This window comes from Paucibacter sp. M5-1, from assembly GCF_027498415.2.
Taxonomy (GTDB): domain Bacteria; phylum Pseudomonadota; class Gammaproteobacteria; order Burkholderiales; family Burkholderiaceae_C; genus Roseateles_E.
The window spans coordinates 3689404-3705191 of sequence record NZ_JAPZLM020000001.1 but is presented as its reverse complement, the minus strand read 5'-3'; the positions used below and the strand labels follow the sequence as shown (position 1 = coordinate 3705191).

Genomic DNA, 15788 nt, shown 5'->3' with positions numbered 1-15788 from the left:
CGTCCTCAGCTGCCGATACGGGCCGTGATCAGCCCCATATTGACCTGCAGCTTGTTGCACAGGTCGACGATGGCCACCACATTGGCGTACTGGGTGCGCGCATCGCCTTTGATCGCGACCGACATCTGCGGGTCGCGCGCCTTGGCCTCGTCGAGCCGGCCCTCCAGCTCGTCCAGGCTCAGACCGGCGCCGTTGAGCAGCACCGCGCCATCGGGCATCACCTGCACGATCAGCAACTCATGCTTTTCGGTGCTGGGCTTGTTGGACGGTTTGGGCATCGTGATCGACAGGCCCTGCACCGAGGCGGTGGTCATCAGGATGAACACGACCAGCAGCACATAGGCCAGGTCCAGCATGGGCGTGACATTGATGGTGTCGTAAGGCTTGGCATCGGTATTGACTTGCATGGGGAAGCCTTCTGCTCGTTCAGGGCACGGCGCGCTTGGTGACCAGGCCGATCTCGGTGATGTCGAGCTGCTTGGCCACTTCCAGCACCTGCATCACCTTCTCGTACTGGGCGGCCGCATCGGCCTTCAGCACAACCGGCAGCGCCGGGTTGGCCTGTTTGTACTGGGCCAATGTGTCACGCAGCTGATCCATGCTGACCGGATAAGCATCGAGATAGACCGCGCCGTCGGCGGTGATCGTGACGGCCCGGGTCTGCGGCTTGGCCAGGCTGCTGGCCGCCTGCGTCTGCGGACTGTTGACCTTGACGCCCTGCACCGAAGCGGTGGTCATGATGATGAAGGTCACCAGCAGCACATAGGCCAGGTCCAGCATCGGCGTGATGTTGATGTCGTCGTAGGGCTGGTTGTCGTCCTTGATGTCGGCAGACATGGTCAGCGCGCGCCGTAGAGTTCCGCGACGCGGGTGATGAACTCGTCCACAAAGATCTGCATGTCCGAGGACAGGTTCTTGATGCGGGCAGCCAGGTAGTTGTAGCCGAACAGCGCCGGGATCGCGACGCCCAGACCGGCCACCGTGGCCAGCAGGGCCGCGGCGATGCCGGGCGCGATCGCGTTGACGTTGACATCACCGGCCGCCGCGATCGCCGCGAAGGTGATCATCACGCCGACCACCGTGCCCAGCAGGCCCAGGAAGGGGCCGCCCGAGATCGCGATCGTCAGCAGCACCATCTTGGCGTTGAGCTTGTGGCTCTCGCGCACGAAGTCGGCGTCGACCGCGGCCTTGACCGCGTCCAGCGAGGCGCCGCTCAGCGGCGGGGCATCGGCCTGGCCGACGCGGCGTTTGGCCAGCTCGCGCACGCCGGCCTGGTAGAGCCGGTACAGCGGCGAGTTCGGATGGATGGCGCCGGTATCGAGCTTCAGCAGGTCTTCGTTGGCGGCGCGGAAGCGCTGCAGGAACTGGCGGTTGTCCTTGTCGGCGCGGCCCACCAGCAGGCTCTTGTCCACCATCACCCAGGCCGCGACCACGAACATCACGCCCAGGATGATGATGACCACCCAGGCGTCGACGGTCAGGTTCTTGACCAGCACACCGATATAGCCATGCTCCTCGCCCTCGGCCGCCGCCTCGCCGGCGCTCTCGCGCAGGCTGCTCAGCAGCTTGCCCTCGCCGCCCTGGATCGCCGCCGCCAGCGCCAGCCACACATCGCTGCGCGCGACGGTGGCGATCTGCAGCTCATCGGCCAGGCCACGGGCGCCCTCGCCCAGCTGCAGCGCGCCGCCCAGGGTCGGCTGCGCGGCCGGGGCCTTGGCCACCTCGGCGCCGCCGACAAACAGCGCCGCCTGGCCCTGGTCGAGGCGCAGCGCCAGATGGGTCCAACGGCCGGCCGCGACGGCGCCGCCGCCCAGCTCCGCCGTGCCCAGCCGGGCCTGCAGCTTGCCGTCCTGCACAGCCAGGCTCAGGCCACCCCATTGCAGCAGGCGGGCACCGGCGACATCGTCCAGCTTGACCCACAGCGACAGGGTCAGCGCGCCACCGGCCACGCTCTTGACCAGGCCATCGTCAAGCGCCCAGCGCTGCGGCCGGCCGTCCAGGCGCACGCTGGCGCCCAGCAGGCCATTGGGCTCCAGTGCCAGCGGCGCCTCGGCCTTGATGCGCCCGAGATGGTCGGTGCCCTCGGCGTTGTCGAAATGCAGGGCCGCCAGTGTCGCGGCGTCGAAGCCGGCCGCACGGCTGGCCTCCACCGTGGCCTTGGCGTTGCCGGCATAGACATGGAAGACGTTCTTGTCGCTGCCAGGCAGCACGCTGGGCAGCTGCACCCACAGCAGGGCCAGCTCGTTGACGCTGTCGAAGCGCTCGACGCTGAACTTCAGCGGCGTCTTGTCATCGGCGGCCAGCACGCGCAGGTCCGAGCCGTCCTCCTTGGCCGCGACGAAGTCGAAGTTGCCCGAGTGCAGGCGCAGCGCGACGCTGACGGCCGCAGCGGCCTGCTGGGTCTCCTGGCCCTTGGCCGTGGTGTCCAGCGTGACACGGGTGCGTTGGCTCCAGTCCTCGCTCCACCAGGCGTGGGCGGCGCCGGGCAGCGTGGCAGCGGCGAAGGCAAGGGCGATGAGTGCGTTGCGCATGATGATCTTGATCCGGGAACGGTGGTTTCGTGGGTGTTTGTTGTTCAGCTGTTGCCGAAGCCGAGGAACTCGAGCAGCAGATTGCGCCGGGTGCGGCGGCGCTTGCGTTCGTCGTCGTCGCGGGCCGACTCGGTGCCGCTGGCCGTGGCCGGCGCCAGCGCGTCGTTGACCGGCACCGTGATCGGCACGCTCAGCGGAGCCTCGGCCACCGTGCCGCTGCGGCTGCCGGCGACATTGATGTCATTGGCATTGACCAGACGTTCGGCGCCGAGGAAGGCATTGCCCTTGGAACGGATGCCGGCCTCGCCGGCATTGATCTCGCCGGTCGGCGCATACAGGTCCAGATCGCTGCCCGTGCCCAGCACCGCGATGCCGCTGCCGCTGAAGGAGCCCGAGGCGTCCAGCACCAGGCTACCGTTCTCCAGCAGGCGCAGCACCGGCGGTGGTGCGCCGGTGACGGTCTTGGCGCCGCGGCCGGCATCGATGTTGCCGGTCGAGGACCACATCAGCAGATCGCCTTGGCCCAGCGTGAAGACACGCGAGGCATTGACCTCGAAATCGTCGCGCACGACGGCGCTGATGTCGCCGCCGCTGACCGTGACGATGCCCAGATCGCTGGCCTTCTTGAACCCGGTCTGGCCGGCAATATCACCGGCATTGGCGCCGCCGCCGGGCACCAGCACCGTGATGTCGGCCGCCTGCAGGGTCTTGATCTGGCTGGTCGGCATGCGCAGCCGGCCGGCGGGCCGCTCGCCGGGGAACAGCAGGTCGATGGCCAGATAGGCCGGGCCATAGCCGGCCCAGCGCGCATCGCCATCCAGCTGCGAGGCGGCCCGGCCGCTGCGGCGCAGCTCGTCGACCAGTTGGCGGTTCAACCAGGGGATCTGGCGCTCGACGCTCAGCGCCTCGAAGGCTGCGGCCGCCTGCCCGGGCGACACCGTCGCGCCGCTGGCGCTCTTCACATAGGCGGCCAGCGCCTGCAGCTGCTTGGCGTCCGATAGCGCGGCCAGGCTGGCGGCGCGCGCCGGTGCCGGCTGGGCCGCCAGGCCCGCCAGCATCAGGCGCAGCACCGCCAGACTTTGCTGCTCGGCGCCCAGCTGCGCCAGCAGCGGCAGCGCCTGTGCCGGCGTCAGCGCCGACCAGGCCGGCTGGCGCGAGTCGGCATAGCTTTTCAGCGCTTCGTCCACCGCCGCATCGCCCGCCGGCTTGCCCAGCAGGGCCGCGACGCGCAGCCGTTGCTCGCCCACCTCGGGCCGCGCCGGCAGCGCGCGCAGATGGGCAGCCAGCCAGCCGTCGACCTTCGCGCTGCCGAACAGCTCGCGCAGCGCCTCGATCTGGGCCGCAGGCGCCAGCCGCTCGAAGCCGGGTGTGGCGCCGCCCAGCAGGCCATAGGTCTGGCCCAGCTTGCCCTGCAGGCCGGACACGCTGAGCACATGGAAGCCCTGGCGCACCGCCTGGGCATAGTCCTCGCCGCTGTCGGCCAGGCCTGCCAGCACGGTGATGCCGGCGCCCTGCTCGGGCAGCAGCACGCTATTGGACAGGTTGCCGCGCGCCACCAGGCCCGTGCCGGGGCCCAGGTCCACATCGCGGCCGGCCAGCAGCAGCAGCTGGCCGGGGCCGGCCAGATCGACGCCGGAGACGGCGCCACCGAAGCGGATGTCGCGGCCGGCGCGCAGCAGGGTCTGCTCCTGCGGCCGATCATCGGCGGGGCTCTGGTGCTGCACCGTCAGGCTGCCGTCCACGCGCAGATCGCGGCCGGCGCGGAACTCCAGCGGGCGCGCCGAATGCATCGCAGTACTGATCAGCAGATCGCCGCGCTGGGCCACGAACTGGGCCGGTTCGCGCGGGCTCTGGTCCGGCCGCAGCTGGCCGTCCGCATCGATCACGCCCAGGCGCTGGGCATCCATGAAGGGCTTGCTGGGGCGCAAGCCGAAGGGCAGCGGCGCATTGCCCAGCGCCAGCAGCTCGATATGGGACAGGGTCAGCGATTCGTCGGCGCCCAGCCAGGTGCGGGCAGCGGCCGGATCGGCGCTGTCGCTCCATTGCCGGATATTGTTGGCCTGAATCGAGCCCTGCGGCGCCAGCAGGCGCAGATCGATGGGCAGCACCGCGCTCATCTGGTCCAAGGGGATCGCCTCGCCGTCGCGCGTGACCTGCGCGGCGCCCGCATAGGCGATGCTGCCGGCCGCGCTCTGCAGCAGCAGGCTGGCGCGCGCATCGAGGCCGGGCAGCGAGAGGTTTCGTCCCAAGGTGTTGGCCGCAGCCGCAAACGCATGGGCCAGATTGCGCACGCTGGCGAGCTGCAGGTCCTGGCCGGACTGGACCCGCACGGCCGCATCCTGGAACAGCAGTTGCAGGCCCGGATCGAAATTGACATTGGCCTCGGCCTCGTTGCGGATCGCGCCGCCGGCGCGCACATCGAGCCGGCCTTTTGTCGCCATCAGCTGGCCGCTGATCAGGTCGCGCCCGGCGCTGGCGCGCAGCGCGCCGCCGCCGAACACGGCGAGCCCGTTGCTGCCGCCGTTTTCAGCACTACGACCGCTCGCGGCAGCGGTGTCAGCCGTGACGGGCGCCATCGCCAGGCCACTGCTGGCCGCTGCCGCATGCAGCTGATGCAGATCCCGGCCGGCCTGCACCGAGATATCACCGCCGCCGAAGCTGGCAATGCCCTGGGCGAAGCGGTCGACCCGGCTGAACCAGGCGATGGGCACCTCGCTGGCCGAGGCGCGCCACAACCAGTCGCTGACCGAACGCTGGTCCGTGTTGTTGGCCACGCCCACCACATCGCGGCCGGCCTTCAGCGTAATGCGACCACCGCCGCTGGTGAAGGGGCTCATGCCGCTGCCATCCAGATCGTTGGCCAGCGCGTCCAGCGCCGGCGTGTGGATGGTGGTCGGCACCGGGTCGGGGCCGCCGGGTTCTTCCGGCTCGGGCTCAGGTTCAGGCGTCGGCGTGGGCGGCGGCGTGGGTGTCGGCGGCGTCGGCGGTTTCTCGCCGGGTTTCGTTGGCGCGCCAGGCGGTGGCGTCGTGCCGGTGCTGTTGTCGCCATTGCCGGGCGAGGGTTGATCGGCGCTGGCGGTCCGCACCAAGAGGGCCGGTCGCCGCAGACTTGCCTGGCTCCAGGTCTCGGCAGAACCGTCGCCTTCATCGATGGGCGGCTCGGCGTCGGCCACCACACCCACCGGCGTGCCGGTCGTGTAGAGCTTGGCGCTGCCATTAAGCAGACGAATGTCGCGACCGGCCATCAGCTCCAGGCTGCCGACGGTGCTGCGCAACGCAACCTCGGGGGCGACCGACTGGCCGGGCCGGCGGTCGGCCCCGATCAGCACCGAGCCCTTGTCCTCGGCCAGGCGCTCCAGGCCCAGCACCGCGCGCAGATCGGCGCTGGCCAGATCGGCCCCGGCCACCAGCCGGATATCGCCGGCCAGTGTAGAAGTGCCGATCAGCTGGCTCTCGTCATTCGGCGAGGGCCTGAAGCCGGTGCTGAGCCCGCTCTTGAGCAGCAGATTGCCGGCGGCGCGCAGGGTCAGCGCCGCCTCGGCCGCATACGGCGCCCGCTCGGCCTGCGCCTTCGTCAACACCGGCATCTGCCAGCTCTTGCTGACCGTCAGATCGCCGTCGGCACGCACCTCGACACCGGCGCGCACGCGCAGCAGGTCCTGCAGACCGGCTTGGCCACGCGACAGCCGGGCCGTGATGGCCTCGGCCGTCTGCTGGCGCTCGCCCATGAACTCGGCGTTGTCGACCAGCACGCGCGCCAGGCCCAGCGGCTTGCCGGCAGGCGTGGGCGTGGGCGTGGGCGCGGGCGTGGGTGTCGGTGTGGGCGTCGGTGTCGTGCCCGTGGACGGCGCGGGCGGCGGTGTAGTGCCGGTCGTGTCGCCATTGCCGGTCGACGGCTGGCCGGCAAGGGCCTGAGTCAGCGCAGCGGCCTTGGCCATCGTCGCGGCCAGCAAAGTCGGTGGCGCGGGCGGTGGCGTGCCAGGCGTGGTTTCGCCATTGCCCGGCGACGGATTTGTCGGCGCGGGCGTAGGCGTCGGCGTAGGCTTGGGCCCCGTTGGTGGCGCAGGCGGCGGCGTGCCCGGCGTGGTTTCACCATTGCCCGGCGACGGGTTCGTCGGTGTGGGCGTGGGTGTGGGCGTGGGCGTGGGCGTAGGCGTAGGCGTAGGCGTAGGCGTAGGCGTAGGTGTCGGCGTAGGTGTCGGTGTCGGTGTCGGTGTCGGTGTCGGTGTCGGTGTCGGTGTCGGTGTCGGTGTCGGTGTCGGTGTGGGTGTGGGTGTGGGTGTGGGTGTGGGTGTGGGTGTCGGTGTGGGCGTAGGCACCGGCGTCAGGCCATCGACCAGCTCGTTCACCCCCGTGTAGACCTTGACCGCCTCGACATCGAGGCGGGCCACGCCGCGCAGGCTGGCGTCGATGGCGGCGATGCGTACGTCCTGGCCTTCGCGCGCGGCGCGCAGCTGCACCAGCCCGGCGGCCGGGGCGGCATCGGGGCCGGACAGATCGATCAGGCTGCCGGCCTGCAACTTCAGGGTTCCTTGCTCGCTGTTGAGCCAGACCTTGCCTGCGCCGTCGGCCTGCTGGCTGCGCGCCAGCAGCTGGGCGCCATCGGCCAGCACGAGATCGCCGCGCGCGTTCAGGCGGATTTCGCCGCCCTGGGCGGCCGAGGCATCGAGCCGGCCGGCCACGCTGAGGCTGCCGGCATCGCTGCTCAGGGTCAGCGCGGCGGCGCGCAAGCTCGTGCCTGCCTCCAACTGCTGGTCGCCCTGACGGTTGCGGACCTCGATGCTTTGCGTGAAGGCCTGCGGGCCGGCTTGCGCGATCAGGCCAGCCACGCCGGCCAGGTCCAGCGCATCGCGGCTGTCCAGCTGCAGACTGGCGCCGCGCTCGGCGCTGGCCGCTGCGGCCAGCAAGCGACCCTGCAGCCGCAGTGCGCCCTCGGCCGCGACCAGGCTGAGGCTGCCGGCATCGCCGTCGCCGGCGGCCGAGACATCGAGCTGGCCGCCGGCCAGCAGGCGCAGATCGCCACGCTCGCTGATGGCGCTGAGGCGGCCGGCCGCGATATCGGCGCGCAACGTGTTGCCGATCTTGTCGCTGCGGCCGGCCACGCTGACACGGGCCCGGCTGCCGAACACCAGGTCAGCAGCGGCGCCGGTGGCGCGCAGCGCCAGCTGGGCGGCCGGCAGGTCCAGCGTGGTGTCGATGGCCAGGCGCTGCGCGCTCAGCGAGACGCGCGCCGCCGTCAGCGCATCGGCCGCGCCGGTCGCCGCCGGCTGCGCCGCCGTGGTTTGCAGGCTCAACGCGCCGCCGATGCGCCAGTCCAGCTCGGCACTGCCGGCCGGGCCATCGCCCTCGGGCCGCGCGGCCTTCAGCACCGGCGTGAAGACTTGCAGATCGGCACTGTCCAGGCTCAGCTGGCTGCGACCGCTGAACAGCAGCGCCCGCTCGGCGCGCAGCTCGGCCCCGCCGAGCTGCCAGCGCTGGCTGCCGTCGCGCAGGTGGATCTCGCCCTGGCCCTCGCCCGAGCCGCTGGCGGCCAGCCGCAGGCGACCGGCGGCCGGCGCTTCGCCGGCACTCAGCCCGGTGCTGTTGCCGATATCGATGCGCGCGGCGCTGACGCTGGCCAGGCCCTCGCCCAGCACCCGCAGGCCCGGACCATCCAGGCTCAGCCGCGCAAGCCCCGGAGCGCCCAGGCTGGCGCCGGCCAGGAAATCAAAGCCCGCATAGCTGCGCAGCAGCAGGCGCTCGGCCCCGCCCAGCTGGGCCAGCAGCTCGGCACTCAGCAAAGTGCTGTCGTCCTGCAGCAATGCGCTGCCACCGATCTGCAGCCGCGATACACCCAGCGCAATGCTGTCCGCCTGCAGCTTCGCATCGGCGGCCAGCGTGCTGCGGCCGGTCGCGTCCAGCAGCAGGCTGCCGCCGGCCGCGCCCAGCACGCTGCCGGCGCCTATGCTCAGATCGCCGCGCTGGCGCTGGGCGCCGCTGCGCACCAGGCCGGCCTCGGCATCGCCGGAGACCAGCAGCGCCGCACCGTCGCCCTGCAGCTGCCATTGGCGGCTCGGCGCCTGCGCATCGACCGGCGCCGCCTCCAGGCGCGTGCCCTCGCCCAGCGTGAGGCGCTCGGTGGCCGCCAGCAGCAGGCTCTGCGCCTTCAACGGCGCGGCCCCGGGCGCCAGCTCCAGAGTGCTGCTGCGCAGCTCCAGCTGCTCGGGCGCGGCCAGGTTCTTTGGTATCGCGCCGATCACCAGATGCTGGGCGCCCAGCGCCGAGAGTTGGGCCGAGTCCAGGTGCAGGACGCCGGCCTGGGCCGGGCCGCCGATCTGGATACGATCGGCGCCGAAATAGGCGCTGCCGGCCAGGCCCTGCTCACCCTTGTCACTCCGGCCCGCGTCGAAGCGGGTCAGGCCACGGATCTGGGCCTGCTGGGTCGCGACCACCAGGCTGCCGGCATCGCGCAACATGGCCGGCCGGCCGCGGTCCTGGCCAGCGGCCAGCGCCGGGAAGAACTGGTCGGCATCGGCCAGCCGGATCTCGCTGTATTTGCGCGCCTGCGCCGCGCTGAGCAGCTGCCAGGTGCTGGTCCGGGCGTCCTGCTCGGCGCTGCCGGCCAGGCCCAACCGTGCGCCCAGCAGCAGGCTGCCGTCATCGCGCGCCACGCTGACACCCAGGCCCAGCGCCATCGCGCCGGCACCGGCAGGGCGCAGCAGCCATGCACCGTCCAGCACCGCATAGCGGGCCGGCAGCAGGGTGTAGGTGCCGGCCGGCACCGGTGCGCCCTCGCCTATCGTGATCTGGCGCCCCAGCGCCGGACCGCCCTCGCCAGCCAGCACCTGAGTGCCTGAGCTCAGCACGCCCGGCACGATGGCATAGGCGCCGTCCAGCCCGGTGAACACATCGCGTGAGCCACCCGGGCCGGCCACGAACTGCCAGGCGCTGAGCTTGCCGCCGCCGCCGAGGTCCAGCAGCGCGCCCGGCGCCACATCGACCGCCGCCGCATTCAGCAAGATGGCCTTGGCTGGCGCCGCGCCCAGCACGGCGCCGCCCGGGCTCGCCCAGCGCTCGCCCGTCCAGGTCCCGAACAGCAGCTCGCGACCGGCTGCGCTGACCGAGGTCTCGCTGCCGGCGCTCAGGCTCAGCTGCCCCGTGGCCTGGAACTCGATCAGGCCGGCCGGCGCGCGCAGCCGCCCGCCCTGCACGATGTCGGCGGCCTTGAGCTTCAGGCTGCCGCCAGCGCTCCAGGGCAGGGCCGGTACCCCGCCGGGGCTGCTGGCGAACGCCAGCAGATGGCTGCCGGCATCGATGCCGAATACCGTGTCGCTGGCCGGGAAGAGCTGGCGCGCCGTCAGCCAGGTATCGGCGGCGGTCGCCAGGCTGCCCTGGTAGCCGCTGCCGCTGGCCGTGCCCTGCAGGCGCAGATCGCCGCCGCTGCTCAGGTTCAGGCGGCCCAGACCCTGGGTCACCAGCTTGCCGTCCAGCACCATCAGCTCGCCGGCCGTCAGGCTCAGCCCGGCATGGCCGGCCTGGGCCGTCGGCAGCGGGCGCACATCATTGCCGCTGGCCGGACTGACGAGCGGCTGCTTGTTCTGCCACTGCAGCAGCGGCGCGGCCAGCCGCGCCCGGGCCCGGTCCTGCATCCGCAGCACCGGCGTGTCGAGCCGGAGGCCGCGGGCCAGATCGAGGTTCACGCCATCGGCGATCGCGATGCCTTCCTGCGCGCTCAGGTGCAGCTCGGCCAGGCCGCTGCCCTGCAGCAGCACGGTCGACAGCGAGGCCCGGCCGCTCAGGCCGGTCGGCGCCGGCAGCAGCTCGGCGCGCAGCGCGTCGCTGCGGCGCTCCTCGACACCGACCAGCTCCAGCCGGCGCAGCGCCGGCAAGCCCTGGATGTTTGGCGTCACAAAGCCGGGCACCAGGCTCAGCGACAGCGTGCCGCCGCCCTGGCCCGCGCCGCCGGCCTGAGCCCGCAGCGTGCCTTCCAGCACGATGTCCTGGTTGCCGCTGATGCTCAGCGAGCCGGCGCTGCTGGCCAGCTGGCGAAGCCGCTGCTCGCTGCCGCCCTGGCTTTGCACCTTGCTCAGCAGCGCGCCGCTGGCGCCGCTGATGTCGATCACCGCGCCGCGCTGCCAGACCAGGCTGGTGCCATGGACGTTGTCGCCGCTGGCGCTCAGGCTGACCGAGCCGCCGCCCAGCAACCGCCCCTGCGGCAGGCCATCGTTGCTGGCCTGCAGCTGGCGCTGGCCGGCCACATCGATACGGCTCTTGGCGCCCAGCCACAGATAGTGCGGAATCTGGGAGGCGTCGGCGGCCTTGACGGCCAGGCTGAGCTGGCCGCCGGGTGCCAGCAACTCGCCGTCCATGGCCAGGGCTGTGGCGGCCGACAGGCTCAGCTTGGCGCCGGGCTCCAGCACGATGCGGGCGCCCTCGGCCACGCTGAGCCGGCCCTCGGGCCGGTTGCCGCCCAGGCCGCTGGAGGCCAGGCTCAGCTCGATGGCCTTGGGCAGGCCCTGGCGCGGCGCGGCCAGGCTCATCAGAGCGTCCATCGCGCTGCCGCTGGGCGCCTTGCGCGCCGCCGCGTCGGCATGCCAGAGCTGCTGGGTCGGCGCCAGCCGGGTGCCGGCGGTCAGCTCCAGGGCCTGACGGCCGTCCAGACTGAAGCGGCCGAAGCCGCCCTGGCCGAAGAACTCGGGGCCCAATTCCAGCGTGCCCGGCGCGGCGATGGTGGGCGCGCTGCCGATGCGCAGGCCCGGTGCCGTCAGGCTCAGATGGCCGCCCTGGCTCATCGAGTAGCCGCGCAGCTCGCCGCCCAGCAAGAGCCGGCGCGCGGCGACATCGGCGGTGAAGGTGCTGCTGCCGGTGCTCAGCGTGATCGATCCGGCGGCGCCGCCGCAGATCTGGCCGGCCGCGCAGCCGGCCAGGCCATTGACCCCGGCCAGCAGCGCGCCGCCCGAGACATCGAGCCGGCTGGCCGCACCCAGGCTCACGCCGGCGCCACCGGAGACCAGCAGCGTGCCGCCCTTGAGCGTCAGCGCGGAAGCCTCGGGGTCCAGCGCGGCATTGCTCCACTGGCCGGCCACATCGAGCCTGACGCCGGCCGCGACCGCGACCTCGTTCTCGAAGCTGCGAAGGCTCAGGCTGCCGGAGGCGCTGCGGATGTCGGCGTCGACGCTGACGCGGCCCTCGCGCGACAGCAGCTGCAGGCTGCCCAGCGCTGGCAGATCAAGCGCCGCCGTGCTGCTGATCGCGCCCTCGGCGGCGATCGTGATGTGCTGGAAGCCCGAGCCCAGCAGCCGGTTTGCGGCCAGGCCCGAGCTTCGACCCAGCGCGGCCTCGCTGCTGCGCCGCAGCCGCTGCCACTGCGCCTCGTCCAGCGGCGCGATATCGGCGCCGATGCGGAAATCCTTCAGCACCGCGCCGGCATAGGCGTTGGCGCCGAAATCGGCCCCGTGGCGGGCGGCGCCTATGCCCAGGCTGGCGCCGGCCGGCAGCGCATCGAGGCCGATGCGCTGGCGCCGGCCCAGCGTGGTCTGGCCCGACAGCGCGCCATCCAGCAGCACATCGGGTGCCACCACCGCCAGGCTGCCGCCGCGGCCGCCTTCGGTATAGCCGGCCTCCTGGCGCGCCGGCAGCACCGTGCCGTAATTGACCATCGGCCCCCAGCGGTCGTAGCGGGCCTTGTTGGTGCCGGCATTGGTGATAGCGCTGTAGAGCAGCTCGCTGGGCGCGTTGTTGAGGCTGTAGCCCTTGCCGCTGGCGCTGAAGAGCTGGGTCGGGCGCACCTCGGCCTCCAGATAACGCAGCAGGCCGCCGTCGACCGCCAGCCGCGACTCGGCATGGGCCAGCACCGCGCCACCGGCCAGCAGCTTCAGGCTGCCGCCGTGGGCCATGCGCTCGCTGGCGCTGCGCTGCAGGCTGCGGCGATAGCTGTCCAGGCTGCCCAGGATCAGCGAGTCCTGGCGCGTGTCCAGCGTGACCTTGTTGCGGTAGAGCAGGCCGTCCTTCTGCAGCGGCGCGTCCTTCAGGTCATTGCTGCCCAGCAGCTCGGTGGTGACGAAATGCCGCGCCACGCTGAGCTCGGTGTTGCGGGTGCCCGAGAGGTCGATGCTGGCGCCGGCATCGATCTGGATGCGGCCGCCCTCGGGCTTGAAGACCTTGTCCGTCAGCAGGTCGGCGCGATAGTCGGGCTTGGCCAGCGCACGCAGGCTGGCCTGGGCAGCCGGCGCGACGATGCTGGCGCCGCGCGCCAGCGTGATGTTCTTGCCGGCCAGATCCAGCCGCGAGTTGACGAAGCCGGCGTTGTCGTCGGCGCTCAGGGCCTTGCCGTCGGCGCCCTGGTCGGCCGCCGCGATCTCGATGCGGCTGCCGGCATCCAGCACCAGCTCGCCGCTGACCTGGGCACGCTTGTAGCGCTCGTCGGACGGCGAGATGCCCAGCGTCGCCGCGCCGCCCTGGGCCAGCAGCAGCACCGAACCGTTCTGCGCGACGCTGGTGCTGGCGCTGATGCGGCCCGACTGGTTGACCGCCATGCCCACCAGCGTGGTGTTGCCGCGCGGGGTGTTGATCACCCCGCTGGCCTCGTTCTTGACCTGGCCATCGCCCGCGCTGCCCAGCGTGTGGCGCCCGACCTCGACCAGCAGGCCGCGCAGCGCCGGCACGTCCTTGTTGTTCTCGGCGGCATAGAGCGGCTCGGCGGTCGGCAGCTTGTAGAACACCTCGGCGCCAGCGCCCAGCACCACCTGGCCACCCGGCGCGCTGAGCGTGCCGGCGTTCTCGACCTTGCGCGCGAACAGGAAGATGCGGCCGCCCTCGGCGGTCTTGATCTCGGCGCCTGCGTCGACGCGCACAAAGCTCTTGCTGAAATCACCCCCGTCCGCCGCATCGAAGCGGAAGGCGGACTCGGCGCCAGTGATGTTGGCGACAAAGCCGTTCTTGTAGTCCTCGTCCCTGGGCTTGAGCGTGGTCGCGACCAGATTGCCGACATCGACGCTGGCGCCCCGGCCGAACAGGATGCCGTTGCGGTTGTAGATCAGCACCTCGCCGCCATTGGTGGCGCTGAGCTTGCCGAAGATCTGGCTGGGCGCCGTGCCATCGACCCGGTTCAGTGCGCTGGCGCCGGCCTTGGCCATGTCGAAGGTCACCGAGCTTTCGGCGCCGATATCGAAGCTGGCCCAGTTGTAGATCGCGCGGGCGCTGTCTTGCTGGATGCGCATGTCCTGGCCGCCACGGCCATTCGCGGTGGTTTGCGGCGCGCTGTGCGGCCCCTGGCCATAGACCCGCCAGCCTAGCGCCGGCTTGGGCACAGCCGAGACCGGTGGCGGTGTCTGCGCGGGCGACTGCAGCGGCAAGGCCAGGGCCAGGGCCGCCACCAGCGGGTGCAGCAACCAGCGGCTCCGGCGGCTGACGCGGCTGAGACGATGGGGGCGGACGGTGAGGCGGAGGATCGGGGCCATGGCTTGGGACTTCGGTCAGGCGTTGGGGGCGCGGCTCAGAAGCGCAGCGCGGCGCGCAGATGCAGGTGGTCCTGCGGGGCGCGGCGGGTGGGCAGATCGCGGTGGCGGCGGCCCCAGTCGAGGTTGAGGGACAGGCCGGTGCTCAGCGCCAGGCGCAGACCCAGGCCGCTGGACAGCAGCGGCACACGGCGCTGCTGACCCGGTTCGGGGTCGATCAGGCTGACGGCGGCGGCGTCGGCGAACAGATGCAGGCCCAGCTCGCTGAAGGGCGGCAGGTTCGCGCCCTCGAAGCTGCGCAGCAGGGCCGGCGCGTAATTGCGGCTGCGCAGCTCCAGCGAGCCCAGCCAGCCGAAATCGCCGGCGGCCACGCCGTCGTAGTAGCCGCGCACCGTGTCGGCACCGCCCAGCGAGAACTGCTCCGAGCTCGGCAGCTGCTGGGTGGCCAGCTGGGCGCCGAAGCGCGCCGCCAGCTCGACAGGGCCGAGACGCTGCTGGCCGCGCCAGTCCAGCTTCAGCGTCGAGAAGCCGCCATCGGCACCGCGGCGCTTGCAGGCGAACTGGTCGTCGCGCGCGAGGGTGCCGTCGGCCAGCTGGCAGTCGATCTCGCGGTAGAGCAGGCGGCGCAGGCCCAGGGTTGCGGTGAGGCTGAGGTTGTGCTGCGAGGTGGGGCCGAACCATGTGCCGTTGTAGGCGGCCTGCAGCGGCATATAGCGCAGCGGGTTGGCGCTCAGCGCGGCGGCTCCCGCGCCGCGGCCCAGGCTGACGTTCTCCTTCAGGTCCTTGAAGTCCAGGCCCAGGCTGAGGCTGTGCACCGACTCAGCCAGCGCGCGCGAGACGCTGTAACGCAGGCCCACAGTCGTGCCCTTGCCCAGCACATTGACGCCGCCCAGGCTGTCGACATCGCTGCTGGAGTTCACCGCGGTGAAGGTCAGCGCATCGCCGCCGGCCAGCGGCACGGTGTAGTTCAGCACGGCAACGCGCGACTCGCGGCTGGCCATAGGCGCGCCCATCAGGGTCAGCGCGATCGAGTGGTCGCGTTGCAGCAGGTTGTCGTAGCGCAGATGGACGGCGGCGCGCAGCGGATCAGTGTCGGCCGAGGCCGCATTGCTAAGCTCGATGCTGCCCGACAGCGGCAGCTTGTCCTCCACCTTTAGCTCCGCCTCCACCGTGCCCGGCTGGCGGCCCGGCCGCAGCACCGGCTGCACGCGCCGCTCCTCGCCACGGCTGACCGAGGCCAGCTGCTGCTGCACGATATTGAAGTTGGGCACCTGACCGGCCGCCAGCTCGCTGACCGCGGTGCGGATGCGGCCCTGGGCGTAGTAGCGCGAGCCGGTCACCGCCAGCCGCTCGACCCGACCCTCCAGCACCGCCAGCCGCACCACCCCGCCCTCGACGCGCTGCTCCGGCACATCGACGAACACAGTCAGATAGCCGGCCCCCTGATAGACCTTCTCCAGCGCGGCGCGCGCGCCGTCGACATCCACCATGCTGCGGCCCTCGCCCAGAAAGGGCAGCACCGCCGCCTCGATCTGCACATCGGAGAGCCGGGTGTTGCCCTCGATCTGGAACTCGAGGATGTCAAAGCGCGGGGCAGCAGCATCGCCCGCAGCGGCGGTGGCATCGGCGGCCGGTGGCGCGCTCGGCTGGGCCTGCGCGGGCATGGCCGACAGCGTCGCCGCAAGCAGCAGCAAAGACAGGGGAAGCCGCACCTGACCGCAGGCGCGGAACGTGAAATTTTCCATGAACTCAGTGTCCCGGTGACCGGTGAAACGGTGGTGACCCGGCATGGGCCGAACGGCTCATGTCGGGCGAGGCGAAT

5 protein-coding genes are annotated in these 15788 nt (G+C 71.8%); all 5 read right to left on the bottom strand.

The window, feature by feature from the left end; translation table 11 throughout:
• Window positions 1–5 precede the first annotated feature (5 nt).
• From O5M90_RS17380 to O5M90_RS17360, 5 genes are read right to left on the bottom strand one after another with little or no spacing between them, the layout of a single operon-like run.
• Window positions 6–407, bottom strand: a complete 402-nt coding sequence (locus tag O5M90_RS17380) for an ExbD/TolR family protein (RefSeq protein WP_269839733.1) — start codon at window positions 405–407, stop codon at window positions 6–8.
• A 19-nt stretch (window positions 408–426) separates the two neighbouring features.
• A complete protein-coding gene (locus O5M90_RS17375; protein WP_269839732.1) occupies window positions 427–837 on the bottom strand; it encodes an ExbD/TolR family protein in 411 nt (136 codons plus the stop codon).
• Between the two features lie 2 nt (window positions 838–839).
• A complete protein-coding gene (locus O5M90_RS17370) occupies window positions 840–2531 on the bottom strand; it encodes a DUF2341 domain-containing protein (protein WP_269839731.1) in 1692 nt (563 codons plus the stop codon).
• Window positions 2532–2575: 44 nt separating this feature from the next.
• Window positions 2576–13969 carry a filamentous hemagglutinin family protein gene (locus tag O5M90_RS17365; protein WP_269839730.1) on the bottom strand — a complete coding sequence of 3798 codons (11394 nt, stop codon included), beginning with the start codon at window positions 13967–13969 and terminating at the stop codon, window positions 2576–2578.
• A gap of 35 nt (window positions 13970–14004) precedes the next feature.
• On the bottom strand, window positions 14005–15711 hold the full coding sequence (locus tag O5M90_RS17360) for a ShlB/FhaC/HecB family hemolysin secretion/activation protein (RefSeq protein ID WP_269839729.1): 1707 nt from the start codon (window positions 15709–15711) through the stop codon (window positions 14005–14007).
• Window positions 15712–15788 lie beyond the last annotated feature (77 nt).